The sequence below is a fragment of the Corynebacterium sp. c7Ub_26 genome, assembly GCF_053760365.1.
On sequence record NZ_JBSNBL010000001.1, the window covers coordinates 174111 to 200911 of the forward strand.

Annotated in this window: 17 protein-coding genes and 1 tRNA gene; 9 read left to right on the top strand and 9 right to left on the bottom strand. The window is 57.8% G+C overall.

Features of this window, described 5'->3' with window-relative positions; genetic code table 11:
• Window positions 1–88 precede the first annotated feature (88 nt).
• The 3 genes from ACWORE_RS00770 to ACWORE_RS00780 all read left to right on the top strand — a co-directional run bounded on the left by ACWORE_RS00770 (window position 89) and on the right by ACWORE_RS00780 (window position 7144).
• The gene (locus ACWORE_RS00770; protein WP_455302068.1) at window positions 89–3679 is read left to right on the top strand and encodes a UvrD-helicase domain-containing protein; all 3591 of its coding nucleotides are present in this window, start codon (window positions 89–91) and stop codon (window positions 3677–3679) included.
• A gap of 164 nt (window positions 3680–3843) precedes the next feature.
• The gene (locus tag ACWORE_RS00775) at window positions 3844–4986 is read left to right on the top strand and encodes a potassium channel family protein (protein WP_221924360.1); all 1143 of its coding nucleotides are present in this window, start codon (window positions 3844–3846) and stop codon (window positions 4984–4986) included.
• A gap of 40 nt (window positions 4987–5026) precedes the next feature.
• On the top strand, window positions 5027–7144 hold the full coding sequence (locus ACWORE_RS00780) for a UvrD-helicase domain-containing protein (protein ID WP_455302070.1): 2118 nt from the start codon (window positions 5027–5029) through the stop codon (window positions 7142–7144).
• A gap of 91 nt (window positions 7145–7235) precedes the next feature.
• Here ACWORE_RS00780 and ACWORE_RS00785 read toward each other — a convergent pair whose 3' ends face one another.
• Complete coding sequence (locus tag ACWORE_RS00785) at window positions 7236–8141, bottom strand: hypothetical protein (protein ID WP_455302072.1); 906 nt, start codon at window positions 8139–8141, stop codon at window positions 7236–7238.
• A 205-nt stretch (window positions 8142–8346) separates the two neighbouring features.
• On the opposite strand from ACWORE_RS00785, the gene ACWORE_RS00790 reads away from it, so the two are divergent.
• Window positions 8347–8904: a M48 metallopeptidase family protein gene (locus ACWORE_RS00790; protein WP_455302073.1), complete on the top strand. Its 558-nt coding sequence runs from the start codon at window positions 8347–8349 to the stop codon at window positions 8902–8904.
• Between the two features lie 113 nt (window positions 8905–9017).
• Here ACWORE_RS00790 and bluB read toward each other — a convergent pair whose 3' ends face one another.
• Both bluB and ACWORE_RS00800 read right to left on the bottom strand, forming a co-directional pair.
• Window positions 9018–10823, bottom strand: coding sequence for a 5,6-dimethylbenzimidazole synthase (gene bluB / locus ACWORE_RS00795; RefSeq protein WP_455302074.1), 1806 nt, complete (start codon window positions 10821–10823; stop codon window positions 9018–9020).
• A 48-nt stretch (window positions 10824–10871) separates the two neighbouring features.
• Entirely contained in the window at window positions 10872–12527 is a 1656-nt protein-coding gene (locus ACWORE_RS00800) for a zinc-dependent metalloprotease (protein ID WP_455302076.1), read from the bottom strand.
• A 97-nt stretch (window positions 12528–12624) separates the two neighbouring features.
• Here ACWORE_RS00800 and ACWORE_RS00805 point away from each other — a divergent pair, with 97 nt between their 5' ends.
• From ACWORE_RS00805 to ACWORE_RS00815, 3 genes are all read left to right on the top strand, one after another.
• Entirely contained in the window at window positions 12625–13665 is a 1041-nt protein-coding gene (locus ACWORE_RS00805; RefSeq protein ID WP_455302078.1) for a YlbL family protein, read from the top strand.
• 175 nt (window positions 13666–13840) lie between these two features.
• Window positions 13841–14827 carry an ATP-binding cassette domain-containing protein gene (locus ACWORE_RS00810; protein WP_455302080.1) on the top strand — a complete coding sequence of 329 codons (987 nt, stop codon included), beginning with the start codon at window positions 13841–13843 and terminating at the stop codon, window positions 14825–14827.
• Window positions 14827–17268: a YhgE/Pip family protein gene (locus ACWORE_RS00815; RefSeq protein ID WP_455302082.1), complete on the top strand. Its 2442-nt coding sequence runs from the start codon at window positions 14827–14829 to the stop codon at window positions 17266–17268. The genes ACWORE_RS00810 and ACWORE_RS00815 overlap by 1 nt, the downstream gene beginning before the upstream one ends.
• A gap of 39 nt (window positions 17269–17307) precedes the next feature.
• Here the strand turns inward: ACWORE_RS00815 and ACWORE_RS00820 are convergent, their stop codons facing one another.
• A complete protein-coding gene (locus tag ACWORE_RS00820; RefSeq protein ID WP_455302569.1) occupies window positions 17308–17862 on the bottom strand; it encodes a PPA1309 family protein in 555 nt (184 codons plus the stop codon).
• Window positions 17863–18065: 203 nt separating this feature from the next.
• Here ACWORE_RS00820 and ACWORE_RS00825 point away from each other — a divergent pair, with 203 nt between their 5' ends.
• Both ACWORE_RS00825 and ACWORE_RS00830 read left to right on the top strand, forming a co-directional pair.
• Window positions 18066–21125: a UPF0182 family protein gene (locus ACWORE_RS00825; RefSeq protein ID WP_455302083.1), complete on the top strand. Its 3060-nt coding sequence runs from the start codon at window positions 18066–18068 to the stop codon at window positions 21123–21125.
• Window positions 21126–21211: 86 nt separating this feature from the next.
• A tRNA-Met gene (locus tag ACWORE_RS00830) sits at window positions 21212–21285 on the top strand.
• A gap of 57 nt (window positions 21286–21342) precedes the next feature.
• Here ACWORE_RS00830 and ACWORE_RS00835 read toward each other — a convergent pair.
• From ACWORE_RS00835 to ACWORE_RS00855, 5 genes are all read right to left on the bottom strand, one after another.
• Window positions 21343–22173, bottom strand: coding sequence for an ABC transporter ATP-binding protein (locus tag ACWORE_RS00835; protein WP_455302085.1), 831 nt, complete (start codon window positions 22171–22173; stop codon window positions 21343–21345).
• Window positions 22101–23072, bottom strand: coding sequence for an ATP-binding cassette domain-containing protein (locus tag ACWORE_RS00840; RefSeq protein ID WP_455302087.1), 972 nt, complete (start codon window positions 23070–23072; stop codon window positions 22101–22103). The genes ACWORE_RS00835 and ACWORE_RS00840 overlap by 73 nt, the downstream gene beginning before the upstream one ends.
• 3 nt (window positions 23073–23075) lie before the next feature.
• Window positions 23076–23921 carry an ABC transporter permease gene (locus ACWORE_RS00845; protein WP_455302089.1) on the bottom strand — a complete coding sequence of 282 codons (846 nt, stop codon included), beginning with the start codon at window positions 23919–23921 and terminating at the stop codon, window positions 23076–23078.
• Window positions 23914–24864: an ABC transporter permease gene (locus ACWORE_RS00850; protein WP_455302091.1), complete on the bottom strand. Its 951-nt coding sequence runs from the start codon at window positions 24862–24864 to the stop codon at window positions 23914–23916. Before ACWORE_RS00850 ends, ACWORE_RS00845 begins: the two co-directional genes overlap by 8 nt.
• Window positions 24865–24993: 129 nt before the next feature.
• Window positions 24994–26673: an ABC transporter substrate-binding protein gene (locus ACWORE_RS00855; RefSeq protein WP_455302093.1), complete on the bottom strand. Its 1680-nt coding sequence runs from the start codon at window positions 26671–26673 to the stop codon at window positions 24994–24996.
• Window positions 26674–26801 lie beyond the last annotated feature (128 nt).

Consider the following 26801-nt stretch of genomic DNA (forward strand, 5'->3'; position numbering starts at 1 on the left):
TTCGAACCTTGCCACCTCGGCGGTCTGCACACTTACCGCCCTTCCACATTTGTGTACACAGTTGTTAAAGAGATTGGATGAGATCACCATGTCCTACGCTTCCCATGAACCGGAGTTCAGCGCAGAAAAAATTGCTCAGGCCTTAGACCAGCCTGCCCCCACGAAGCAACAAAGAAAAGTTATTGAGGCCAAATTAGAACCACAGCTTGTTGTCGCGGGCGCAGGTGCGGGAAAGACTGAGACGATGGCAGCCCGCGCGGTCTTTCTCGTCGCTAACGGATGGGTCTCCACAGATCAAATACTGGGCTTAACCTTCACTCGAAAAGCTGCGGGTGAGTTAAATGCTCGTATTCGTCACCGCCTCGACCAGCTTGCTGAGAGCGGTCTCATTCCGCTGGATGATCCGCGCCATGACAACATCAAGGATATCCAACAAACGGTGGTGACCTACGACTCATTTATGCAGAAGATCGTTCACGAATTTGGTCTGCTCCTACCGATTGAACCAGCTGCCCAAGTAGCTGATAGCCCGGAGCAATGGTTAACTGCCAACCGAGTCATCAGTGATCTTGGCTACACTGATGAGGCTCAACAGTATACGTTTTCAAAAAAAGACTCAACAGCTAGAGAATATATGCTTAAGCTTTCCGAAGCGATGGACAATCACCTGGCCACTCCTGAAGAAGTGAGGGAAGAATCCTGTGCATTTATCGACAATGTGATGAACGCAGACGGAATCATCTCTAATAGAAGACCGAATAAGGGTGAGATCTTAAAAAAGGTAACTGAGATCTGTAGGCCTAATCGAGATCGTCTGATGCTTCTTAAGTATCAGGAAGAGTTCTATAAGAGGCTCTCTGATAAGTATCTGATGACGTATGGTCAGATTACTGCCAAAGCTACGAAGTTAGTTCAAAAGCATCCTGAGATAGGACAGGAATTACGTACCCGGTACCGCGCTGTTTTCCTCGACGAATATCAGGACACTAACTCCGCGCAGCACGCATTTCTAAGTGCTCTGTTTGGTTCTACTCCAGAAACGAAGGACGCCGGTCCTATCGGTGTGACAGCGGTGGGAGACCCGATGCAAAGCATCTATGGTTTCCGTGGTGCTAGTCCCGGCAACCTATATCGATTCCGTAGTGACTTTCCGCGACGTAAGGATGATGGCTTTAGCCCGTGTGAAAGGAGAAAACTCACCAAATCATTTCGCAACCCAGGTGAAGTACTCGGTTTAGCCAATGCTGTAGCGAAAGATGCATTGCCTGTAGGAAAAGAATTCGAACAGAATTTGAAGAGTATGGAAGGTCGTTCAGGGAGAGTATCCCTGAAATGGGCTTTAGATAAGCAAGAGGAAGTGGAGTGGGTCGCTGACATTTTCAAGAAGGAATATGAGTCAGCGATGCAGGAGAGTTCACGAGATGAGTCAAACAAACCATTTACAGGTGCGATTCTCGTGCGAAGAAACGCCGACGTAGCCCCATTTGCTGAAGCTCTCACCAAGCGAGGTATTCCTGTCGGAGTTTCACCAGATGCACTGTATGAGATCCCGGAAGTAAGAGAGGTTCTATCCGTACTACGTGTCGTGGTGGACCCAAGTGACGACGAGGCTACCCTCCAAGTGCTGAGTAGCCCGCGATGGCGAATAGGGACTCGGGATATTAAAACACTCAGTAAAAGAGCCAAGAACCGTGCCCGAGGATTCGGGAATAAACGTGGTACGGGGGAAGAAGGAAAGATTGATTCCATAGAAATCTTTAAAAAGAAAGCCAATGAGCTGGAGCTTCCAGGGGATGGGACCGAAGTTAGCCTTGCTGATGCGATTGCGGATCTCGGAATAAGAACAGACCAGGTGGAGAAACCGGCATTCAGCGATGAAGGGCGCATCCGCTTACGGGCATTATCAGCTGAACTGCGGTGGCTGCGTCAACAAAGTATGACCGTGCCGCTCCCGGACCTCCTTGCACAGATCGAGAGCACCTTAGGCGTGAGAACCGAGGTACTTACTCGCCAAGATCCATCCGAGGACGGTGCCGCAGGAACAATTCACCTTGATCGGCTCCGCGACGTGGCCGAAGACTTCACAGCGCGCGGCGGAAGCACACAAGAGTTCCTCGACTATCTCGAGGCAGCGGAGAAGGCTGCCGGGTCGACTATGGAGGCAGGAGAAGCTTCTGTTCACTCAGATCAGTTTCAAATTCTTACTGTCCATAGTGCAAAGGGACTGGAATGGGATATAGTTGCGGTTCCATTTTGTGATAACAGCAATTACGTTAGTCCAGATACGGATTCTCACAGTAAAAAATGGACAGGGACATGGCTGCGGAAACCACAACTGCTGCCCTCAGCTCTTCGAGGAGATCCCCGTTCGCGCCAAAACCCACTAGGCTACCCTACATTTGACGATACGGAGCTGGAAACATGGAAAGAAATTGAGGCGGCAGAAGAAGAATTTAAAAAAGAAACCAAGGCCCTCGATATAAAGGCCTCCGACTTCGTCTTTTACGTCGCCATCACGCGGAGTGCGCGCCGATTACTTGTCTCCGGTCACAATGATGTCCCGGGTAAGGAATACCCGTTTAAAAGGTCACACCGCTTTTGTCAGGTCCAAAACATGGTCGCGGACAAATTGGGCATTGACGTTAACGCACGTTTCGAAGAACTCAAAGAAGCCGACGCAGACGAGCCAGTCCGTATTACAGCGAACTCTGGCGGTGACGAGCCAACGTGGAGCATTGACCTGGTAGATCCGCTCTTCGAGAAACCCGATGATGACGCCCAACAAGAAGGCCCCATGTGGCCATCCGATCCGCTCGGCGACCGTCGGGAATCTGTCGATAAAGCAGCTGAGTTAGTACGGGCAGCCATGGAAGAGCTCAAGGCTGAATCCGCTGACCCGGATAAGGGCTACACCCCGAAGGCGGATGCAGGAACCTTGGCTTCCACCTGGGAAAACGAGACCACGGCACTGATCGAAGAAGCACGAGCAGCCCACACGGACCACATCGACGTTGACCTCGGATTGGAACTGACTCCCTCCGAAGTGATGTTACTGTCAGCCGACCGCGAGGCATTTGCACGTCGTCGTGCTCGGCCAGTGCCCTTCAAGCCCAACCCATACGCCAAGAGGGGCACGGCGTTTCACGAGTGGTTGGAGACAGAGCTGGGCGGAGCCTCCGCGCTCATCGACGATGACGATTTGTTAGATGACATGGATGGCGGTGACGATGGTGTACCCACCACTCAGCCCGAACTCGATAGCCTCAAAGACGCATTTATGAAGTCCGAATGGGCTGGAAAGACAGCGGGGGAGGTCGAAAGTGGTTTCATCCAGAACCTGGGAGGCTACTATATCCGTGGCCGCATGGATGCCGTTTTCGAGAGCGAGAAGAATGGCACACCAGAGTGGTTCATCGTCGACTGGAAAACCGGTAAGAAACCCACTGGTCAAAACATGAAACGAGCGGAGATTCAACTTGCGATGTATAAAGAAGCTCTGCGTCGACAATTAGTAGCTAAAGGCATACGCGACCCCAAGATCAGGGCAGCGTTCCACTACGTCAGGACCAACGAGACCTATGAACCCGCGGACCTACCATCCCCGGACGAACTCGCTCACGGTGTGCTCTCTACACTGGACAGCTCAGAGATTGAACAGCCTGGCGATAGTATGCAGTGAGTAACCGCGTGAACGCGCCGGTTAGTAATGGGGGAGCATTGCGTGCCAACCCCTTGCTAGCTAACCGCGTCCCATGCGGGGATAATGGCCACGCCAGAACACCGACCACCAGCGAGTGACCACCAGCGAGTAAGGAGAACGAAACGCCATGCGGGTGATGCATAATGCGTGAGCGCTTCAAAGTGCGCGGGGACCAGGCACCCCTCAACAATTTGCCCGTGCATGCGCTGGTCAACATCGTCCGAATTCCCTCGCAGGCACCGCTGAGCCCGTGGTGGTTGATCGTTCGCCGATTCTTCTACGCCCTGGTCCTGCTCCTTGTAGCGTCGGTCATTTGCTGGTTGGACAAAGACGGGTACTCAGAGCACCTGACGTTCATCGATGCGCTGTACTATTCCACTGTTTCGTTGACGACAACAGGGTATGGCGACATCACCCCCGTCACAGAAAACGCGCGCATTGTCAACATCCTGGTCATCACACCAATGCGCATCGTATTCCTGGTCTTATTGGTCGGTACGACGCTGTCCGTCTTGACCGAAGCATCCCGTCGAGCATTACAAATCCAAAGGTGGAGGAGACAATTGCGCAACCATACCGTCGTCGTCGGCTACGGCACCAAAGGCCGATCCGCCGTCTCTGCCCTCGTTGAAGACGGGGTTCCCCCGAACCAGATCGTCGTCGTCGATACCGACAAAGACTCCTTGGCCGCAGCCGAAAACAGAGGCCTCGTCACGGTCAACGGGTCCGCCACCAAAGCCGACGTCCTACGCCTAGCGGGTGTGTCACGGGCCCGGTCCGTGGTTGTCGCACCCAACATGGACGACACCGCCGTCCTCGTCACGCTATCGGTCCGCGAAATTGCCCCCTCCGCCACCATCGTGGCCAGCGTCCGAGAATCGGAAAACGTCCACTTGGTGCGGCAATCAGGCGCAGACTCCGTCGTCATTTCCTCCGAAACCGCGGGCCGAATGTTGGGCTTGGCCACCATGACCCCCTCCGTTGTGGAAATGATGGAAGACCTGCTCAGCCCCGACGAAGGATTCTCCATCGCCGAACGCGTCGTACGAGACGACGAAGTCGGCGGCCACCCCAGGAACCTCTCCGACATCGTGCTCGGCGTGGTGCGGTCCGGCGAGCTGTACCGCATCGATTCCCCCGAAGCCAACGTCGTCGAACAGGGCGACCGGCTGCTCTACGTGCGGCGCGTGTACCCCGCCGAAGGCAGCGACGGGCAGGGAAACACCCCGCGCAATCCCAGTGCGAAAAATGTGAAACCACGCAAGTCCGGGGCGGAAAAGAAATAACAGGATCCTACGACGATGGCCAACCATGGGAAGGAGAAGGATGGCCTCTTTTCGTGGCCCCCGCAGCGGGGCAGGGAATCGCCTTAACCTCTCGCTCGAGGAACTCGATTCCGACCAATACGAAGCGGCAACAGCCCCACGAGGCCCCCTCGCCATCGTCGCCGGAGCGGGGACTGGCAAAACACGCACAATCACCCATCGCATCGCCTACCTGATCAATCAGGGATTCGTTACTCCACAACAAGTCCACGCCGTCACCTTCACCACCAAAGCCGCCGAAGAAATGAGAGAGCGCCTCCGCATCATGGGAGCAGGCGCGGTCCAAGCACGAACATTCCACGCCGCAGCCCGCAAACAGCTCTCCTACTTCTGGCCACGAATAGCCGGCGACCTGCCGTGGCGAATCCTCGACGACAAATTCCGCATGGTGTCCAGGGCACTCCGCCACACCGGAATCAAAGCAGGGAAAGACACCATCCGCGACGTCATCGGCGAAATCGAATGGTCCAAAGCCAGGCTGATCTCCGCCGCCGACTACGAAAAACGCGTCGAACAACTCCACCGCGAACCCCCCATCGCAGCAGAAAAAGTTGCCGACGCATACCGCGTCTACGAAGACATTAAAGCGACACCCGACGGCGTCTTCCTCGACTTCGACGACCTCCTGCTCTACGTCGCCGGCGCGATGGAAAACCTGCCGGAAGTCGCAGAAGAATTCCGCGCGCGATACCGAAGCTTCGTCGTCGACGAATTCCAGGACGTCACGCCCCTGCAACAACGAGTGTTGGACGGGTGGTTAGGAGACCGCGACGATATCACCGTCGTCGGAGACGCAAACCAAACGATCTACTCGTTTACCGGCGCGGATCCGTCGTTCCTCCTTCGCTTCCCCCGACGCTTCGAGAACGCCACAGTCGTGCGGTTGCAGCGCGATTACCGCTCCACGCCGCAGGTCGTCGGCCTGGCTAACAAAGTCATTTCTCAGTCACGCGACGAGGTGTCGACGGCTGACTTCACTCTCGAAGGGCAACGCCCCGCTGGGCCAGAACCAGTATTTGAAGAATTCGACGACGAATCCCTGGAAGCCGCCGTCGTAGCGCGCCGAGTTCGGCGGCTCATCGATTCCGGTGTTCCGCCGTCGGAAATAGCGATACTGTTCCGCCTCAATGCGCAGTCGGAGAAGTTTGAGCACGCCCTGGACGAAGCCAACATCCCGCACCATGTCCGAGGGGGAAAGAGCTTCTTTGACCGCGCCGAGATCACCGGTTCGCTGGCGGCATTAGAGCGTCTAGCCAGTGCCCATATGGAGTCGGGGACCATCCACACCGGCGACGAGCTTATTTCTGACATTAAGGCCGTCTTGGCTCGTCAGGGGCTGTCCACCCGAGCACCCGCCGGTGAACGAGCACGTGAGAGGTGGGAATCGTTATCCTCCCTCTACCACCTGATTGTTGACATCGTTCACGCTTCACCCGGCGCGGATATGCCCGCCGTGATGAGCATCCTCCGCGAGCGCGCTCAATCGAACCGGCCCCCAGCTGGTGTAGAAGGCGTCACTTTGGCGACGATTCACGCTGCAAAAGGCCTGGAGTGGGACGCCGTGTTTGTCGTCGGTCTTGTGGAGGGGACACTGCCCATTCGACAAGCTATCGCGCTGGGTTCGTCGGCCATCGAAGAAGAACGGCGGTTGCTGTATGTGGCGGTGACCCGTGCGCGTGAGCATCTGCAACTGAGCTGGTCGCTGGCGCGCGAGTCAGGGGGCAGAGCGTCCCGGAAACGCACGCGATTTCTCGACGGCATCGCGCCCACGTCGAAGAGTTCGGCTGACCACCCGCGGAAAGGAAAGCGCAGTTCGCGTCTGTGTTCGGAGTGTGGGGCCACGCTACAAACCCCGGCCGAGAAGGTGATGGGGCATTGCGCCAATTGTGGCGGTGACGTCGATGCCGAGCTGGTTGACGCTCTGCAGCGCTGGAGGTCGCGGCGGGCACATCAGCAGGGAACGCCCAGTTACACGGTGTTCAGCAATGCCACCATGATGGCCATTGCCGAGCGGCAACCGTCTACCGCGGAAGAACTCCTGGACATCAGCGGTATCGGCCCCGCGAAACTGGAACTCTACGGGGACGATATTCTTCGCATCGTTGCTGAATCAGCATAATGCGGAGGACTAAGGCTCCGGATTAAGAAGAGGGATTAAGCCGGGGAATTGGCGTAACCAGCCGGTGGCGATGCCTGATCCCCCCGCACTGCTACTGCCATCGCGGACCGATAATGCCACACACAGGGCAATGCGGGTCCCTGGCAATCGGCGACCTCACAACCTCCAACGTCCGCGGATTAATGCTTACCGACGCGCCCACCGTCGGCGGGGCCGGAAGCGACGGAACAGCAAGCCAGTTGTTAAACGTCGACCACTGCGCCGCGATGATCCCGCGGGCGACAGTAACCATCGCGTGCGTGAGCGTCAGCGTGCCAGTACGGCGGCCAGAGATCGCCTCGTCGACCAGGTCGGGAGATACCGTCGCCATATGCATACACAGTGGGCAGCCGGTGGCCTCGTCTGCCGAACGTGCCGTCGTTCCGGTCATAGCAGGGCCGATCCTGAGCGCACCATCACGAATGGTCACGAAAAAATATGGCTCATCGACGGCGGCGAGCAGGCCAGGGGAGGGCGTTGCCACCGCAACGATGCTTGCCCGAGCGACAGTGTGTCCCGGCCCCTGAGGCTCGGAGGGTTCATCCGACTCAGGCAGCCCAAGCAAGCCCATGTGGGACGCCAGTGCTCCTTCGGTCGTCTCGACAATGCTGGGTGAAAGTACGGGCTGACCAGGAAATATATCGCCAAGCACCTGCGACAACGGCTCCACGGCAATGATCCTGTGCGGAGGAGCAAGGCTCGTTCTGCTTCGCCCGGGCCGGACACTCCCGGCGATCAGCAGGGGAGTGCGCAGAAGTTCGTCGATGAGTGTGAGCGCGAAAGATCGGGACACTGCTTGCTCGATTCTGCTGATTATTGCCGACGTTGGCTGCGGGGATGAACAAGCGAGGAGTGCTCGGGCAACGCGCTGGGTGGCGGGTCGGTCGGCCATGGGAATCACGACTGCGGTGGAGGTGTCCGCACCGATGCGCAGCCACCCGTCCGGCCGGACAAACACGCGGGTCCCGGATGATAAACAGATAGTGTGTGGCCACCTCACGGTGCTCCCCCTCGGCTTGTGAACTATTCATTCGTGTGAATTCCCCCGGCTGCGCTCTGAGACACAGTACTTTGCGGCAGAGCGCGCTTCAGTGCCGTGCTACCCAGCACAGCGCTATGTGTAGTGTACCGGCAGCCCTCCGACCACACTGTAGAGTGAAACTATGCCCCACAGAGTCAAGCGAGACGTCGCTGCGGTCGTGGAGGACTTTGCGCCAGAGGTGGAAATACGCCTGTCGTCGCGGAGGAAGAAAACCCTGTCCGCCCGCCGTGAGTCCGGCCGGATCGTCGTCATGGCACCGGCGCGGATGTCGGCTGCATCGTTGCGTGATTCTGTGGAGTCCCTTGTTCGCCGGGTGGAGAAGAAGTCGTCCGTCGCGGATAAGTCGGATGAGGATCTGCACCGGCGGGCCCGTCGTTTGAATGCGAAGTATCTGGAGAACCGCGCGGAGTGGACGGATATCCGGTGGGTGACCAATATGGAGCGTCGCTGGGCGTCATGTTCCACGGTTACGGGGCGGATTCGGATTAGTCATTATCTGAAGGACGTTCCCGATTACGTCCTTGACCAGGTTATTGTCCACGAGCTGGTGCACACGTTCATTCCGAACCATTCGGCGGAGTTCTGGGCGTGGGCGCATCGCGTTGATTATTGGGAGCGCGCCGACGGGTACTTGGAGGCTTACCAGCGGTGGGGTCGTGGAGGTGGCCAGTCGTCGTAATCAGTCTTAGTACTAGCGACGACGGCCCGCGCTGCAGTATCGACCACGATCCACGCCGTTTTACTAGCGACGACGTCCTGCGCCTAGTTATCCGCGCCCGGTTGAAGAACGGCCTAATCGGTGCGTCCCGCGTGGCGTCGGGCACTAAGCCCCGTCTTGATCATTTGTGTCGCCAGAATAGCGCCGACACCTTCACCGCATCGGAACCGAAGAGCGAGCAGAGGCTCCAACCCCAAATGCGTAATGACAGTGCGATGAGCGATCTCCCTGCTCACATGCCCCGCGACCAGGTGCGATTGAACCGCGGGATTAATCTGTACCGCAGCCAACGCGGCCACAGAAATAGCGAGCCCATCCAAGACAACGACATGGTGATTATCCAACGCACCCAAGCACAATCCAGTCGTGACCGCGAACTCGGGCCCACCGAACTCGGCAAGAGCATCAATGGGGGAGGAAGGCTGAACACGCGACAGAGCCTGCCGGGCAACCTCACGTTTCCGCTCCATCATGGAGGTATCGGAGTGGGCACCAATACCGACGGCCTCGTCCACATCAAGCTCGGTGAAATGCGCCGCCAAAATGGAGGCGGGAGTGGTGTTGCCGATTCCAACCTCACCGACGGCAAACAACGTGGGCTCAGTGAATTCGCCGGCGAGTTTCCGCCCATAGTCAATAAATGCGCGTGTGTCCGCAGTGGATAGGGCCGGGGCCGTAGCAATGTCCCCGCGCTCATCGTGAGCGTGGACATAACGAATAGCGTGGGCAGAATCGTCGCGGTCTTCGCGAGCTTCACGGTCACTTTGGCCCTCACACCCCACATCACCGTCAACCCCCGCGTCGATAAGAAGTGACGGTATTCCCGCCCCCGCTGCCGTCGTCACACCGAGGCTCTCACCAACGGCTGACGCGTCCATAATCTCCCGCGTGACGGACGGCGAAAATGACGAGACCCCATGCTTCGTCACAGGATGGTCAGCCCCGATAAGAATGTGCTGGGCATGATGGATATCACCAACCGCAGCGACTTTATCCATGGTCGTATCCAGGATTCCTAGCGAACCGGGCGGAGTCAGCAGCTGATCGGAAGAGTCGTGAGCTGCGACAACATGCGCCTGATCCGGCATGTGGCCGTCACCGGGAGTCGCGATCGCGTTCGCCGGCGACTCGGTCCCCTCATGCCACCCGTTGCGCATAATGAGGTTTTCAACGAGAAGTTTCTTGGACCACGCACGCCGCTCGAGCCCAGGCGAAGGCGGGCGCTCGTCCGGCCACCCCAAGCACATCCACCCCAGCGTTTCAACGCCCTCGGGTAAATGCAGCAGTTCGGCCAGGTCATCGGGGCGGAATAACGTCACCCACCCCATACCGAGCCCGTAGGCTCGCGCCGTCAGCCACATGTTCTCGATGGCCGCCGCGCAACTCCACAGATCGGTATCAACAAAAGTGTTGCGCCCCAAAACCCCGGACGCAGGGGTCCGCCGATCACAGGCCACCACAATTCCCAGCGGTGCTTCCTTAATTCCGTCGAGTTGCAGGTCAAGCAGTCGCTGTTTCCTATCGGGCGTCAGCAGCTCAGCTTGTTTGAGCTTTTCGACGTCGGCCAGCACGGCTGCTTTATCCCGCAGAGCTGGATCATCGACGATGATGAACCGCCACGGCTGGCTATGTCCGACGCTAGGCGCAGCGTGACCAGCGTCGATAATAGTTCGCACAAGGTGGTCAGGTACTGGTTCCGGACGGTAGCGACGTATATCGCGCCGGGCTCCGATCACGCGGTCCAGTGCATCACGCACGTCGTCTGGCAACGCCCATCCGTCTGGTTTTTCAGCGCGCTCGGCGGCTGAGGTTGTATCGCCAATGACGGGGGTTGGGCGTTCCCATCGACGGTCCGTATTCATGTGCTGCGTGTCTTCCACTGTGAATGTCTAGTGCGAATAATCAGTGCGTATATCTAGTGCGAGTGCCTATTTCTCTTCGCCGGAGCCATCCTCGTTGGAGCCATCCTCGCCGGAGCCGTCAGTATCGGTCCCGTGATCGTCCGCGTCGTCGCTAGAACCGCTGCCAGACCCATCCTCGCGTGCATCCCCACCAGGTGCGTTATCAGCCTGCTCATTGAGTTCGCGCTCTAGCTTTTCAATTTCGCTAATGGGGTTGAACTCGTCGTCGTCCGATTCGCCCAGTATGCCGTCGATAAACTCGGCCGGGTGGGCGATATCGTCAGCCGTCGGCAGGAAATCGGGGTGGTCCCACACGTGGTCACGTCGATCCATACCCACCGCGACAGTGAGTCGCCGCCACAGTTCGGCAGCCTCGTCGGCGTGGCTAGCGGAGAAGTCCAGCCCAGTGTTTCCTGCCATGTTCTCCAGCCCAGGCTTCATCGCGCGCCGCGCTGACCAGGACTTTTGAATCGACTCCATCACCGGAATGCGGTCGAAGAGTGCGTCGGCAAGAACACTGTCCACCCAGCCCTCAACGAGGGACAGCATGGTGTCCAACTGGATGCCCGCGTGCTCATTCGACGCAACAATCTGCGGCGAAAGATCCATATTCTGAATCTGCTGGAACATGTCCTGCATCCGCGCCGGGTCCGAGAGCGCCTCGGGGTCGATAGACCGGGAGGCTTCTTCCATTGCCGACGTATCTAGCGACAGCCCACGCGAATACGTCTCGACGGCCAGAAGCAGCCGCTCCTCGAGCCACGGAACGTACGCAAAGAGTCGCTGGTGGGCTAGCTCGCGGGCGCACAGGTAAATAAGGACCTCACGCTTGGGCTTGTTAAATTCCTCGGCAAGAGTGTCCAGCTGGCCGGTGAGTAGCGCACTGCCATGCTTCTCGTCCAAGGAGAATCCCCACTCGGACACGCTCGTGACAGAAGTGGCAATGTCCCCCAGGATGCGTCCCAGCTGCATCCCCATGTTCATGCCGCCGACCTGGGCTAACATGCCGAGCAGCGAACCAGCCATCTGCTTCGCCTCTTCGGGGAGAGCATCCTTCTGCGCTTCATTCAGGCTCTCTGCCACCGGACTAATAAAGCGTTTCCACGTGGGAAGCGTCCGAGACAACCACTCCGACGGATCCCACACCTCAGGGACTTTCCCGTTGCTCGGCAGAATCGTCGCATTGCTCAGCCACAATTCGGCCAGGCTGGTGGAGTCCTCGACAGCTTTCTGATCAGATTGCCGGACAGGCGTCGGGTTGGATTGCTTAATGGTCTGGCGGGCAATCTTATCGGCCATCGCGAAATTGATGGGTCCCTTGGCATCGGGAGAGTTCATCGACGATCCCATCCCCGACAGCATCGTCCCGAACTGGCTAAGAATGTCGCCTAAACCGCCCTGGCCAGAGGATCCGCTGAGGGCGAAACCGCCGGGGAAGGCGCTAACACCGGGTATATCACCACCCGATCCGCCACCCATATTGAAGAAAGCCTCAAAGGGGTTGCCGCTGCCACCAGGGGAGCCGCCGTCGTTGCCACTATCGCCGCGGCCATTGTTTCCGCTCGAGGAATTGCCCTGGCCGCTATCACCGTTCTGGCTATTGTTGTTCTGGTCGTCGTTTTTGTCGTTACGGTCGTTATTGTCGTCGTTGTTCGAAGAAAAACCGAAGCCGTGGTTACTCATACCCTCTACGGTACCGGCTCTGGAAAGCATCTCTCCACATGCTATTAGCGAACGGCGCTCGTCGGTGCTGGTGTGGCATCCGGTACGCTTGATCGCTGTGAGTCTGCGCAACAAGACAATTATTCTCGGTGCAATTCCCGTGGTTGCGTCTGCTGTTGCACTGAGTTTGACGGAAATTCCCGGCACCTCGGTTGATCTTTCTGTGCCCTATGCTGCAGAAGGTCCCGGCCCGACGTTTAATACGCTGGGCACAACGGGCGGTAAGAATGTCGTCGACATTTCGGGAACAAAGACCTATCCGACGTCGGGCCATTTGAATATGACCACGGTGTCGGTTCGTCATGGGATGTCGCTGCCGCAGGCGATTACGCGGTGGGCGACGACCAACGACACGCTGGTTCCGATTGAGCAGATTTTCCCCGCCAATCAGTCGCCGGAGGAAGTGAATAAGGAGAATCAGGCCGCGTTTGCGTCGTCGGAAAATAATGCGACGTCCGCGGCGATGAAGTATCTTTATCGGCCGATGGCGGTCACGGTGATGTCCCAGCCCGAGGGGTTCGACGAGATCCGCGAGGGCGACATCATTGAGGGGATCGACGGTAAGAAGATTGCGCAGCCGCAGGACCTGGTCAAGGCAGTGCGCAGCCACAAGGTGGGGGATCGGGTCACTCTTCAGGTGCAGCGCGACGGCAAATCTCAGGATGTCTCCGTTCCCGTGCGGCAAGGAGAGTCCGACGATGCTCCGATTTTGGGAATCACCATTAAACAAGAGCCTGCCGACGGGACGACGATCGACTATCACCTGGACGACATTGGTGGCCCGTCCGCGGGGCTAATGTTTACGTTGGCGGTCGTCGACAAGCTGACTCCCGAGGACCTCACCGACGGGAAATTCATCGCGGGGACGGGAACCATCGACGCTGATGGGGGCGTCGGGCCGATTGGTGGAGTCTCCCACAAGATCGACGCCGCGAAGAAGGCGGGGGCGACGATGTTTATGACTCCGTCCGATAACTGTGCGGAGGCAATGTCGGGCGACCATGATGGCGTTGTTCTGGCGAAGGTCAATAACCTTTCCGACGCAGTGACCGCGTTGAAAGAGGTCAAAGCCGGCAAGGAGCCTAAGACCTGTTCCTAAGTAGGTCGCGGGGCGTAGCATCATGGTCATGTATGTAGAGGATCATGGTGGACGTGATGTGTGTTCGTTTTAACTCCTCAATGAGTACACTTATATCGCCATAACTAAATTGGTCTAGTCTGGGCTGTGTATCGGAGTAGACCGGGGTGTCCGGTGAACCACCAAAGGAGTCAATGTGCGAGAACATCCATCTGATGGAAGCCAACCTGTAAAAGGCGCTGGTAAATCAGCTGCTACGGTGGCTCGGACACAGCGAACATCTCGCAGTGATAATGAGGTTGCACCAGCTGTCATTGCTGACGATATCGCTCTCTCCGCCGCGGAGGGGCGCGTCTTTGGCCACCTAAGTTTCACCGTACCCGGTAGCGGGTTGACCGTGTTGTCCGGGCGCGGTGGCTCGGGCCGGACCTCGCTGGCACTCTCTATTTCGGGCCGGATGAAGTTGGACGCTGGGTCCCTGACAGTCTTGGGAGAAGATAACCCCAATAAAATCAATAAGATGGTAGCCATTGCGGGGGTAGAACAAATTGATGGTCTCGACGGCGATGTCCGGCTCAAAACGGTCCTGACGGAACATAAGAGCTGGTCAAATCCATGGATTAAGTGGACCAAGCGCTCTGATCAGAGCTATTACGAATCCTTGTGCGGCGAGGTCTTCGGCGACCGTGAACTCCCGCCGCTCGATTCTTATGTAGCCGAGCTGAGCAGCTTGGATAACATCCTGATTCGCATTTCTCTTGCGCTGGCTCCGGCTAATTCGCATGAGATCAGGATGCTTGTGTTGGATGATCTTGAGCAAGTCCGTGAGTACGATCTCCGCCTCATTCTTATCGACGTTCTCTCGCGGCTGGCTCAGCGTATGCCGGTCATCGTGAATACGGTGAATCCGATTCCGGACGAGCTCATGCCCGATTACACATTAATTGAGCTGTTTAACACGATGAACGACGATCCAGGCCCGATCGCTGAGGAACTGCCGCCGGAAACCCAGGACTTTAGAAAGCATCGCTTTATCGGTGATAGTGGTCAGATTGCCGGTGGGTTGGCGGCGGATTCGTCACATGTCAGTGACGAGACACAGCCAATGATAAAAATTGAAGACACTGACAATGAGAAAACCACCAGCGCGTCAGCTGCCGGATCCAATGAGGAGACAAAGTAATGATTTCTGGCTTAAACCTGGGTTCGGAACTTCGTCGTTTCCGGCGCTCTAAACTAGGGCGGCTGGCGGTGGCTGCCATCGTCTTGATTCCGTTGCTGTACTCGTGCCTCTACCTGTGGGCGTTTTGGAATCCATTTGGGCACGTAGAGAAGCTTCCCGTGGCTTTTGTTAATGACGATAAAGGAACCGTGGTCGAGGGGAAACCCCTTCGGGCGGGTGATCAGATCGTCGATAAGATCAAGAGTAACAAAGAGGTCGATTTCGACTTCGTCAGTAATGATAAAGCTATGAAAGGTGTTGAAGATGGTGAATACTATTTCACGGTTCGCTTGACACCAGACTTTTCTAAGGCAGTCGCTTCTCCGAGCGGGACTAAGGCCGAACAAGCCGTTATTCAAACAAATTACAATTCGACGAATGGCTACTTAGCCACGTTAATTGGCCAGAACACGATGCGTGAGATGGTTCCCGTCATCTCGTCTACGCTGGGTGATCAAGCCATAGGAAAAGTTCTCGTTAGTATGCAGGAAGCCGGAGCGGGGATTGCCCAAGCTGCGGATGCGTCCGACAAGCTGCAGGCCGGCTCCAATGAAATTGGCCAGAAGCTAGGGGACCTCAAAAATGGCGCTGATCAGCTAGATTCTGGATTGGGCACAGCGCATAATGGTGCAACGGAGTTAGCAACCGGAGCGACCAAGCTTAACAAGGGAGCCACCGACCTTTCCCAAGGTGCGACGACGTTGCACGACAAGTTGGCCGAGACGAACACCGGTGTCACCACTCTCTCCGAGAAAATGGGCGAGGCGAAAGCCGGCTCCGACAAGATCCACGATGGCATTGGGCAGGTCGATAGCAAGCTCGGCGAGGTGTCCGCTGGGTCAGCCAAGTTAGCTGCCGGCGCCAACCAGATGAAGGAGCAAGTGGAGCAAAGTACCGCACCCCTTGCAGATATTGATTCAAAAATGGGCCAGCTGACGGGCGGACTCGATCAGCTCGGCACGGTCGCGGCGCAGGTCAATGGCGGTATCCAGCAGATTAACGGGATCGCGCAGCAGGCGTCGAAAGCACAAACGGGGCAGTCGGATAAAGTCCGTGCGATTGCCGGCCAGCTGCGAGGCCTGTCAGATCCGACGGCCCAAAACGTCGCCAACCAGCTGGATGGTCTTGCGGCCCAGATTGATTCGCAGGGGTTGGGGAAGAATTCCGACGGCTTGGCCAAGGTGAATCAGCTGTCGCAGGGGACATCGGCGCTGGCGTACCAGCTCAATGATCCGTCGTCAGAGTTCCGTGGCGGAATTAACCAACTGGCGCAGGGTGCCGGGCCGATCCAGAGCAAAATCAATGAGCTGACGAACGGGCTAGACCAATTGAGTAATGGTGCGAACACCGTGGCATCGGGCTCGCAGCAATTACGCCAACAGGGGACAACACCGCTCGTTGACGCGTCGGGCCAGCTGAGCTCGGGATTGGGGCAGTTGGACGACGGTGCCCAGAAGCTCAAAGCGGGGATGCCGCAGGCAGTCGAAGGTTCTGCCAAACTTGCCGATGGTGGGAAGCAGCTAGCCTCCGGCACAAATCAGCTGAAGAGCGGAGCTACCCAATTATCGAGTGGCACGACGCGACTGCAGAATGGTGCCCAGCAACTATCCGATGGTGCAGGGAAACTGAAGGAAGGTTCGGGCAAGGTTTCGGCCGGACTGGGTGAGTTGAAGGACAAGCTCGGTGACGGAGCGAAGAAGGTGCCGTCGTGGACAACACCTCAGCGCGAAGCCTCTGCCCGCGTGATGTCGGATCCCGCGAAGCTCTCGGCCAAGGACCTCTCTGGTAACCAGGTCTTCGGTTCGGGCCTCGCGCCGTTCTTCTTCTCTCTCGCCATGTTTATCGGCGGTCTGGTCACGTTCCTCTTGCTGCGGCCGATTCAGAACCGTGCCGTTGCCTCGGGTGTTGCCCCACTTCGCGCAGCCCTCGACGGGTTGTGGCCGGCGACGCTCATTGCCATGTTGCAGGCCACCGCGATCATCGTGGTCACCCTCACCCTCATCGGCATGAACGTTGCCCACCCGTGGGCGTTGTGGATCTTCTCCATGGGAGTATCCATAGTCTTCGCGGCGATTAACCAGATGTTGAATGTGGCGCTGGGGCCAGGGCCAGGCAAGGTTGCCGCGATGGCGCTGCTCATGCTGCAGATTCTCGCGTCGAATGGTCTGTATCCCGTGGAGACCGAGCCGAAGATCTTCCAATGGCTCCATCCCGTCAACCCGTGGACCTACACAGTTAATGGGTTCCGTCAATTGATGTACGGCAATATCGATGAGCGGCTCCCACAAGCAATCTTGGCGCTGGTCCTCGTTGGGGTGATTTGTGTCAGCATCACGGCACTTTGCGCCTACAGGGACCGCAAGTGGACGGTGGAGCGGCTTCACCCCGCGATCGACATCTAATACTCGGCCGATGGGGCCAGCCCTCGCCATTCCGACGGCTCAGCCCCACGGATCCCCGTCGTAGGGATCCTCAGCATCCTGCACCGCTTCAAATGTGGAGCGCAGGAGTGTGATCACACCGGGAGCAACGTCGGGACCTCCAAGGAGTTCGATATTGTCCTGGCCGAACGTGCCAGCCGCGGACAGCTCTTCCTCCGTCGGACGCAGTTGAAGCAGTGTCAGATCCGGGCCGTCGTCAATAATTCCGCTGAACAAACGCGCTTTCCGGGGCCCGGTGCCTGGTTCTGCAGAATTCTGGAACATGATCTCTTGGGCCAGGATCGCGCCGGACACGGTTCGCGGCCACGCGGTTCGCGCGATGTAGTCTTGGAGCTCATCGCCGGAACCCATGTCCGGCAGGTCTTGAACGACGAGCGTCAGATTGTCCTGCTCATCGTCGACAATTGACCCCGTTTCCCGCGCAATGACCGACGCGGGAACCAAGCCGAACAGTGTCGGAGGCTGATCCCATCCTTCGGCGTGAGTGAAGTTGACGGCTTCGCGCATCGCCCGCTCGAGGAGTTGGCGGTCGGTGGGCGCGTCGGGCGTCGGCAATGAGTCGCGGGCTGAAGACGAGCCTGTTGAAGAGAGAGAAGAACCGTGTTCGGACATACAGAAAGTATTCATGCCGCGCTGGTGGGCTCGCAAGAAACACGCCCATGGGGCTCGGTTGTACGAGGAGCTCCTAGGTTATCGACGTCGGCCCAGCTTCAAGTACAGTGAACAGCAATGACCCTCTGATAAGGAGAAGCGAAAAGGTGCCCAAGTCGGTTAAGCGAAAGGCTCCCCGCCGGTGGGCCGTAATTGCGGTGATACTGGCCATTATCGTCATGCTGTTGCCCGTCGCAGTAGCTGTTTTTACAGATGTTGCATGGTTTAATTCCATGAACTTCGGCCGGGTGTATGTCACCGAACTCGTCACTCGGATCGTGCTGTTCGTCGTGGTCGGGCTGCTTGCCGCCGCGTCGATATGGGCAGCCGCGTGGGTGGCGATTAAATATCGCCCTCTTGTCCCCGAAGACGCTGACCCCCACAGTCCGCTCGAGGCTTATCGACAGGTTATTGTTCGATCCTCACGGGCTGTTTTGCTGGGGTTGCCGCTGCTCGTGGGGCTCTTTGCGGGATTAGCTGCACAGTCCGAATGGCGCATGACCTTGATGTTTATGCACCGCGAGAGCTTCGGCGAATCGGATCCGCAGTTCCACCACGACTACGGTTTCTACGCATTTAGTGTGCCGTTCTGGTCCTGGCTGCTCTCAGTTCTGTTGACCCTGACGGTTGTGGCGTTCGTCGTAAACCTCGTCATGAACTGGCTTTTGGGTGGTATCCGGACGGGGGATCCTCGTGCTGGTAAGCGGGCGACGGTGATGAGCCAAGCTCGCGTCCAGATGGCGTCGATTGCCGGAATTTTCATGGTCGTGAAGGCCGTCGACTACTGGTTCGACCGCTACCGCCTGCTATCCAAGGACCATCCGACGTTCACCGGTGGTTCCTTCACCGACATCAACGCGGTGTTGCCCGCGAAGATTGTGTTGCTCGTCGTATCCATTGTGGTGGCAGCGGCGTTCTTCGCGGCCATTTTCCTGCGGGATCTCAGGATTCCCGCGATGGCTGCGGTGCTGATGGTGGCGTCGGCAGGAATTATTGGTGTCGCGTGGCCCCTGGTGGTGGAGCAGTTCAATGTGTCCCCGAACCGTGCCGCGAAAGAACGCGACTACATTGAGCGGAACATTAAGTCGACGCGGTACAACTATGGCCTGACCGACGAGCACGTCACGTATGAACGGAATTGGAGTGCTGATGAGAAATCAAAGTCGGACCAGAACGAGTCGGTCGCGAATGATTCGGCGACGATTTCGAACATCCGCTTGCTGGACCCCGAAGCAATTTCGGCGACATTTACCCAGCAGCAGCAGTTGAAGAACTTCTACGGGTTCCCGGGCGACCTGAGCATTGATCGTTATGAGCACAACGGTGAGATGCAGGATTATGTGGTCGCGGCCCGCGAGCTTGACCCCAAATCGCTGTCCGGTAACCAGCAGGACTGGATTAACAAGCACACGGTGTACACGCACGGTAACGGGTTCATCGCTGCGCCGGCGAACAAAGTCGACGAGGTCGCCCGCGATGTCGGATCCTCCCGCGGTGGGTACCCGATTTATACCGTGGCTGACCTGCAGTCGAAGGACCGCACGAAGTCCGACGATCCGGATACGCTGAAGATCAAGGTTGACCAGCCACGTATTTACTATGGCCCCGTGGTGGCTGATACCGATCAGGATTACGCCATCGTTGGTGGTGACGGGTCCGGCAAACCACGTGAGTACGACACTGATGGGTCGAACTACACCTATAAGGGCAAAGGTGGCGTCGGGATCGGAAATATCGTTTCCCGCGCCATGTATTCCCTGAAGTATCAGTCGATGAACCTGTTGCTTTCGGACGCCGTGGGCAAGGATTCGAAGATTGTGTACGACCGCGACCCTCGCGACCGCGTGCATAAGGTTGCCCCGTGGTTGACGACGGATTCACAGACGTACCCGGCTGTTATCGATGGCCGTATCAAGTGGATTGTCGACGGCTACACGTCCGTGAATAACTTGCCGTACTCGGAGCACACTCAGATTTCGGGCGCGACGGAGGACTCGCTCAACCCTGACGGAACGGAACAGAACACCGTCGGCAATAGTGTGAGCTACATCCGTAACTCTGTGAAGGCGACGGTGGATGCCTACGACGGGACCGTTGATCTCTATGCCTTTGATGAATCTGATCCGATTTTGAAGTCGTGGCGGCGCAGTTTCCCGGGGACGGTGAAGCCGAAGTCGGATATTTCTGACGAGTTGATGAAGCACCTGCGCTACCCGGAGGACCTGTTTAAGATTCAGCGTGAATTGTTGACGCGGTACCACGTGTCGGACCCGGGTGTGTTCTTCACGAACGACTCGTTCTGGTCTGTTCCTCTGGATCCGACCGCCTCTGATCAGGGGCTGAGGGACAAGAACCAGCCGCCGTACTACGTCGTCGCGTCGGATCCGAAGACCGGGGATCCCAGTTTCCAGCTGATTACGCCGTTGCGCGGGTTGAAGCGCGAGTTCCTCTCTGCTCACATGGCGGTGTCGTCGGACCCGAAGACATACGGGAAGATCACCGTTCGTGTCTTGCCGACGGATACTCAGACGCAGGGGCCGAAGCAGGCTCAGGACACGATGATGTCCTCGGACCAGATTTCGCGTGAGCGCACCCTGTTAGAGGGGTCCAGTACGTTGATCAATGGCAACTTGCTGACCTTGCCTGTGGGCGACGGCGGAATCCTTTATGTTGAGCCGGTCTATTCGAAGCGTAAGGAGCAGGAATCCGCGTTCCCGAAGCTGCTGCGTGTGCTCGTGTTCTACAACGGGCAGGTTGGGTACGCGCCGACGATCGGTGAGGCGTTGAGCCAGGTCGGCATCGACCCGAAGGAAACCACGACAACGAAGGAAGTGGACGGATCCGATAAGGATAAGTCCGACCAGAATGATTCGGATTCCGATTCAGGATCCAACTCCGATGACAACTCTGGTGATAACAAGGACGACTCTGATAAGAACGACTCAAGTTCCACCGCCGTCAGCCCATCTAACGACGATGTAAAGGAACTTGATGACGCTGTTCAGAAGGTCCGCGACGCAAAGAACAGTGGATCGTTTGAGGACTATGGTAAAGCCTTGGACGAGTTGCAAAAGGCCTTGGAGAAATACCAGAGTGACACTGGCTCTAGTGGGTCGACGCAGCTGACGGATACTGAGGGGCCGAAGCCATCGGGCAGTGGTTCATAGCCAGTGCGCAGGCGATTTCACATTTGTTCCTCGATGCGTTAAATTATCCCTTGTCGCTGACGGAGACACTGTCTCCTTGCGACTGTCGCGGGGTGGAGCAGCTCGGTAGCTCGCTGGGCTCATAACCCAGAGGTCGATGGTTCGAATCCGTCCCCCGCTACAAAATAAACCCCCTATCGGCAGGTGATGCCGATAGGGGGTTTTGGCGTATGAACCGCTAACAATGGCTTCGAGCAAGGCTTTCGATATAAATCTGCCGGTCGCAACAGGTGCGAAGAAGCTCGGGGCTATGGCTGATGATCAGAATTCCAGTCCCGCCGTCGCGCGCCCAGGAAGTCAGCATGGTCATGGAGTGCGCAGCTGTTCCCGGATCGAGCATGGCGGTGACCTCATCACAGACGACAAAGTCCGGTTCGCTTGCCAACACACGCGCCAATATCGCTCGCTGGAGCTGTCCGTCTGAAACCTGGGAGGGGCGACGGTCCAGCAGGTCCGGTGTGAGCTGGACTTCCATCGCCGCTTCTTCGGCCGTCATTCCGTGGCTGGTTTCTTCAATAATATGGCGCAGGTTAAACCGCGGATTGCACGCCTTCCGCGGCGACTGAAAGAGCATATTGATCTTCCCACGCGCTTGCCTCCGGCCCCCGATGACGGACGTAATATTCCGAATTTCCTCGCCGCCACATGTCACGGTTCCCTGGTCAGCATCAAGCAGCCCGCACATGATTCTGGCCAGGGTCGTCTTACCGGATCCCGACGGCCCGGCGAGCCCCACAATTTCTCCCGAGTGAATAGAGATATCCAGGTGGTCCAGAACGGGGATCGGCGTCTTCTTGTCGTTAAAGCTCTTCGTAATCTTCGATCCCTCCCACACCTGCGGACGGACTTTGATTTCCGACGCTAACTCTGCCGGCGAGCCGTCATGCGAAGCGCTCGATCCGTCATGCGAGGCAGTGTAGAGTTTTTCCGCTTCCTTCAGACGTGATTCAAAGGTGACAGAGTCATCCAGGTCAACCAGCGACGGAGGGAAGCCAGGTATCGGAACCATGCCACCGGAGGGAAGCGCGGCAAGTAGAGCCCGAGTGTACGGGTCATGGGGGTGTCCAGGACCGTCGACGCTGCACCTTGTTCAACAAAACGGGAGGCATACATCGCGCTTAAACGGTCGGCGATGCCAGCGTCCCGCAGCTCCGTCACATCGTGCGTGATCAAAAGGACCGCGCGATCAGCGTCGGCAATATCTCGCAACAGAGAGAACAGGGAGGATTTCAGTTCGGGGTCCAAGGAGGCCGTGGGCTCGTCGGCAATCACGACGTCGGGATCGCCGGCAAGGGCGAAGGCGACGGCTACTCGTTGGGCCATTCCGCCGGACAGCTCGTGCGGGTAAAGGTTCGCCACTCGGTTCGGGAGGTGGACCTGATCCAGCAGTTTCTCGATTTTCTGAGGCGCGTCGGCAGAGGGGTTGAGCTCGGTGATTGTTTCGATGAGTTGGCTGCCGACGGTCCGGACCGGGGTGAGAAAAGTAGCCGCGGACTGCGGAATCAGCCCGACGTGGTGGCCGGCGAGGGGGCTCGGTTTGTCCCGCCAATCCCCGTGCTTGGCGCGGTGGTAGGCAACCATGTCTTGGGACCAGCTCGGCGACGGCGATGATTCTTGAACGATAACCGTGCCTTCCATGTGGGCAGACGACGGCACTGTGCCGACGACGGTGTTCGCGATGATGGACTTACCGCACCCGGATTCGCCGATCACCGCATGGACTTCACCCGGGCATACGGTAAGGGAAACGTCTGTGTTCGCATGAACCCAGCCACGGTCCGCATGGCCGCGACCACGGAAACGCCCACGGTGGCCGGGCGCGGGGATCCGTACGCTCAGGTTCTGGATGTCGATGGAGGGAATGCTCCCTTCATCAGGGGCGAGACTTTTACCAGGGGTGAGAGGCATCAGTTAGACCCTCCCTTCGCCATAGTCATTAACAACGGAAACGAGCGAGTGCCCAACGTGCGACACTGCCAAGCAAAACACGACAAGGAACAATGCCGGGAACACCAGAATCCACCAGCTGCCCAGGAGCACCCCACCTTGAGCATCGCGGAGGAGAGTACCCAGCGCTGCTCGGTGGGCGGGAAGCCCGACACCGAGGAATGACAAGGTCGATTCGTGCCAAATTGCGTGTGGGACAAGCAAAACAAGGCCGACGACGGACTGGCTGAGCGCGCCGGGAACCAGATGGTGCCCGATCACCCACAGGTGGCCGCGTCCACCGAGGTAGGCGGCCTGGATGTAATCCGAGTGCCTCATGGTGAGCACCTGCGCTCGGGTGATACGGGCGATGGGAATCCAGTGGGTGGCAACGAGGGCCAGCACGATGGCGGTAGCCGATCCTTTGAAAAGTGAGACCACGACGAGGACCAGAATGAGGTGCGGGAGCGCATTCATTCCATCAACAAAACGCATGGTCAGGCGGTCAAGGAATCCGCCGGCGAGGGCCGCGGTCACCCCGATCAGGGTGCCGATAATCGCTGAGAATATAGCCGTGATCACCGCGATGATCAGCGAAATCCTCAGCGCCTGTGCAGTGCGGACAAATAGATCATGTCCGCCCGAATCAGTACCAAACCAGTAGTCCGAGCTCGGGGGACTGTACGCATTCGCGAAGTTGACCGTCGTTTGATCCTCCGGCAGGGCAATGGGCACGATGATCGCATAGGCAACGATCAACGCAATCGTGAGCACTGAAATCCAGGCAAGTGATAACCCCGAAGACCGAGGCGTAAATAGGTGCTTAAACATTGGCATCGACCCTCGGATCTGTGAGGACGACGCAGGCGTCGGCAAGCATGTTTCCGATCAGCACTGCGATGGTGATGAGGAGGGTGAGCGTCGATAACAACATGAAATCGAGGGATTTTGCGGAATCGACCATCGCTTGCCCGAGGCCCGGCCAGCCGAAGATCGATTCGATGATGGTTGAGCCGACGATGAGTTCGGAGAGTCGGGATCCGATGAGCGCAAAATACGAGGGTAACGATAGCGGAACGATGTGGTGCAGCATCACCGTGCGGTGACTAAGCCCGCGGACCCGCGTACCAGTGATTGCTTCTGATTGAATTGCTTCACGGACCGAGGCCCGGAGGCTCAACAGGAACCAGGGGAGCTGGCTAATCCCCAGGATGAGGGCGGGGAGGGTGACATGGCGGAGGGCGCTCGCCACCGTCACTGGTTGACCGGGATCCGTGAGCCCGCCGGCGGGGGCTATGGGGATCCACAGGCAGAAGAACAGCAAAGCGATAAGTGCCAGAACGAAGGGCGGGAGAGACTGCAGCAGCGTCGCAATAAAACCGACGAAGCGGTCGACGATGCCATCTTCACGAAGGCCCGCCACGATGCCGAGTACGAATGAGACGACCAAGGTTAGGACCAGGGCCAGCGACCCCAGCAGGATCGACCACCCTAGACGCTGCGCGAGGACGTCGGCTACTGGCATGCGGTAGAACCGTGAAGTTCCCAGATCACCTGTGCAGACACTGGTCACCCATGACCACCAGGAGGCGTACCATGGGCCTCCAATGTGGAGGGTTCGGACCAGATCTTCACGTTGTTCGTCGGTTAAAGCTCCGGCGTTGCCGTGGGTATAGGCTTCGAGCGGGTCGAAGGGGCTGAGCGACGCCAAGAAGAACATCGCGGCCGTGACTGCCAACGCGAGAATCGGCAGGGAGCAGAGCCGGCGGAGCATAAGGATCCCTATGTCACGCCGGCGGCTGTGGCTAGACGCCGAGATCGATCGTCGACGATGACGATCGATCGGGTTTTCTGTAGGCCTGTGGCCTGGGGAAATTCGGCGCAGTCTCAGTATAGACACGGTTTAGTTGTGCCATTCCTCAATGTTGTACCAAGGCCCGAATAAGGAGCCGTGGGAATGTGGTTCGACAATCTGGTCGCCAGTTTTCATGCCGTGGTTATTGAGCACGTAGGAGTGAGCACCGTACGTGAGCGCCAGCATGGCAGGCTTCTTCCGATACTCCTGCTGGACTTTCTTGTATAGCTTGTTGCGCTTGTCCTTGTTGGATTCGGATCGCGCCTGGTCCAGCAGCTTGTCGATTTCTGGATTGACGTAGTCCGACGCGTTATCCCATTTCGCGCCGACGCCGTCGGCCGCGTACTTCGAGTGCAGAATGTGATAGATCTGTCCGTCGATGGTGTACGGCTCACCGCCGCCGCCCAGCATGACCGGCGTGGAGTTGTACACCTCCTCGGTCACCGCGCTGGAGTCTTTGGCCACCGGGTTGATCTGAATGCCAATAGCCTTCAGATCCGAGGCTGCGGCGAGGGTTAAATCCTTTCGGGCGGCATCGCGGTTAGGGAAGTAGATAACATCCATTTCCGCTCGCTGGCCGTCCTTGACTTTGATGCCGTCGGATCCTTTCACCCAACCGGCCTCGTCGAGAATTTTCTCTGCCTTCTTTGTGTCGTGGGGGATCTCCGAGTCTTTGTCGTAGGCATCGCCGTAGGAGTCCGTGATAAAGGTACTGGTTGGGGTTCCGTGGCCTGCATAAATGTCGTCAATCATCTTTTGCCGATCGACGCCGAGGTTCACGGCCATGCGGATCGCGTCATCACCCGCGACGGGGTGAGCGGCGGGCAGGGAGATGCCTCGCCAATCCAGGGATTCGATGTGTTCCGCGGAGATGTCTTTTGCCTTGGCGACGGTGTCGGCCAGTTTGGCTTCGAGCATGGTGCCGTCGCCCTCGCCGACGCGCATCTGCTGCGCCCGGGTGTTGTCGTCGGTGTTGTGCCGGATGACGATCTTCTTGGTCTCGGGGGCGTCGCTCCAGTAGCCGTCGCGAGCCTCGAGGATCGCTTCATCGGGGCGTAGAGAGGTGACCTTGTATGGCCCCGTGCCAATGGGATCGGAGTTAATCTTCATGTCCTCTGCCTTTACCGGGTTGGTGAAGTCGAAGGCTTCGGAAGGGGCAATAGCTCGGTAAATGCGACGGTCGAACTCGGAATCACGGTGTTTGAGGTGGAACTTGACTGCGTGGTCGCCGTCCGGTGTGACGTCGTCGATTGATTCAACTGCCGTGGCCTCTGTTGAGGCGAAGCGCGGATCAATGATCGCTTTATAAGTGGCGACGACATCCTCCGGCCCGAACGACGACCCGTCGGAGAAAGAAATGTCTTTCTTTAGCGGGACGGTCCATTCGGTCAGATCATCGTTGGATGTGGCTTCACCATCGGCGAGAACGGGCTTTGGCTTGGAGTTTTTGCCTGGGGAAACACGGTAGAGCGAGTCATAGATGTGGGACTCTCCGTTTCGCCCGTGTCCAAGGAGTGGGTTGTAGTTGCCCAGCTCCATGTTTTCAAGAACGACGAACTGCTTGGTGGCGTTGTCGGAACTTCCGCCATCTCCGCCGGTGGACGGTGTTGAGCATGCTGAAAGGGCAAGGGAGATGGATGCCACCGCGGTGAACGCGGTGGTGATGTAACGGCTTCGCGACTTCTTCAGGGGAGCCCGGAGGCTGGGTGAGGAGTGAGATCGTGACACGGCAGGTCTTTCGCAAGGGAGAAAATGGAAATGAAAAGTGATGTGGGTTAGAGCATGCTAAGGAAGTCTCGCCTGGTCAAATCTTACCAACCACGTATGGGGGTGGAAATCTAATTCGATAAAACATT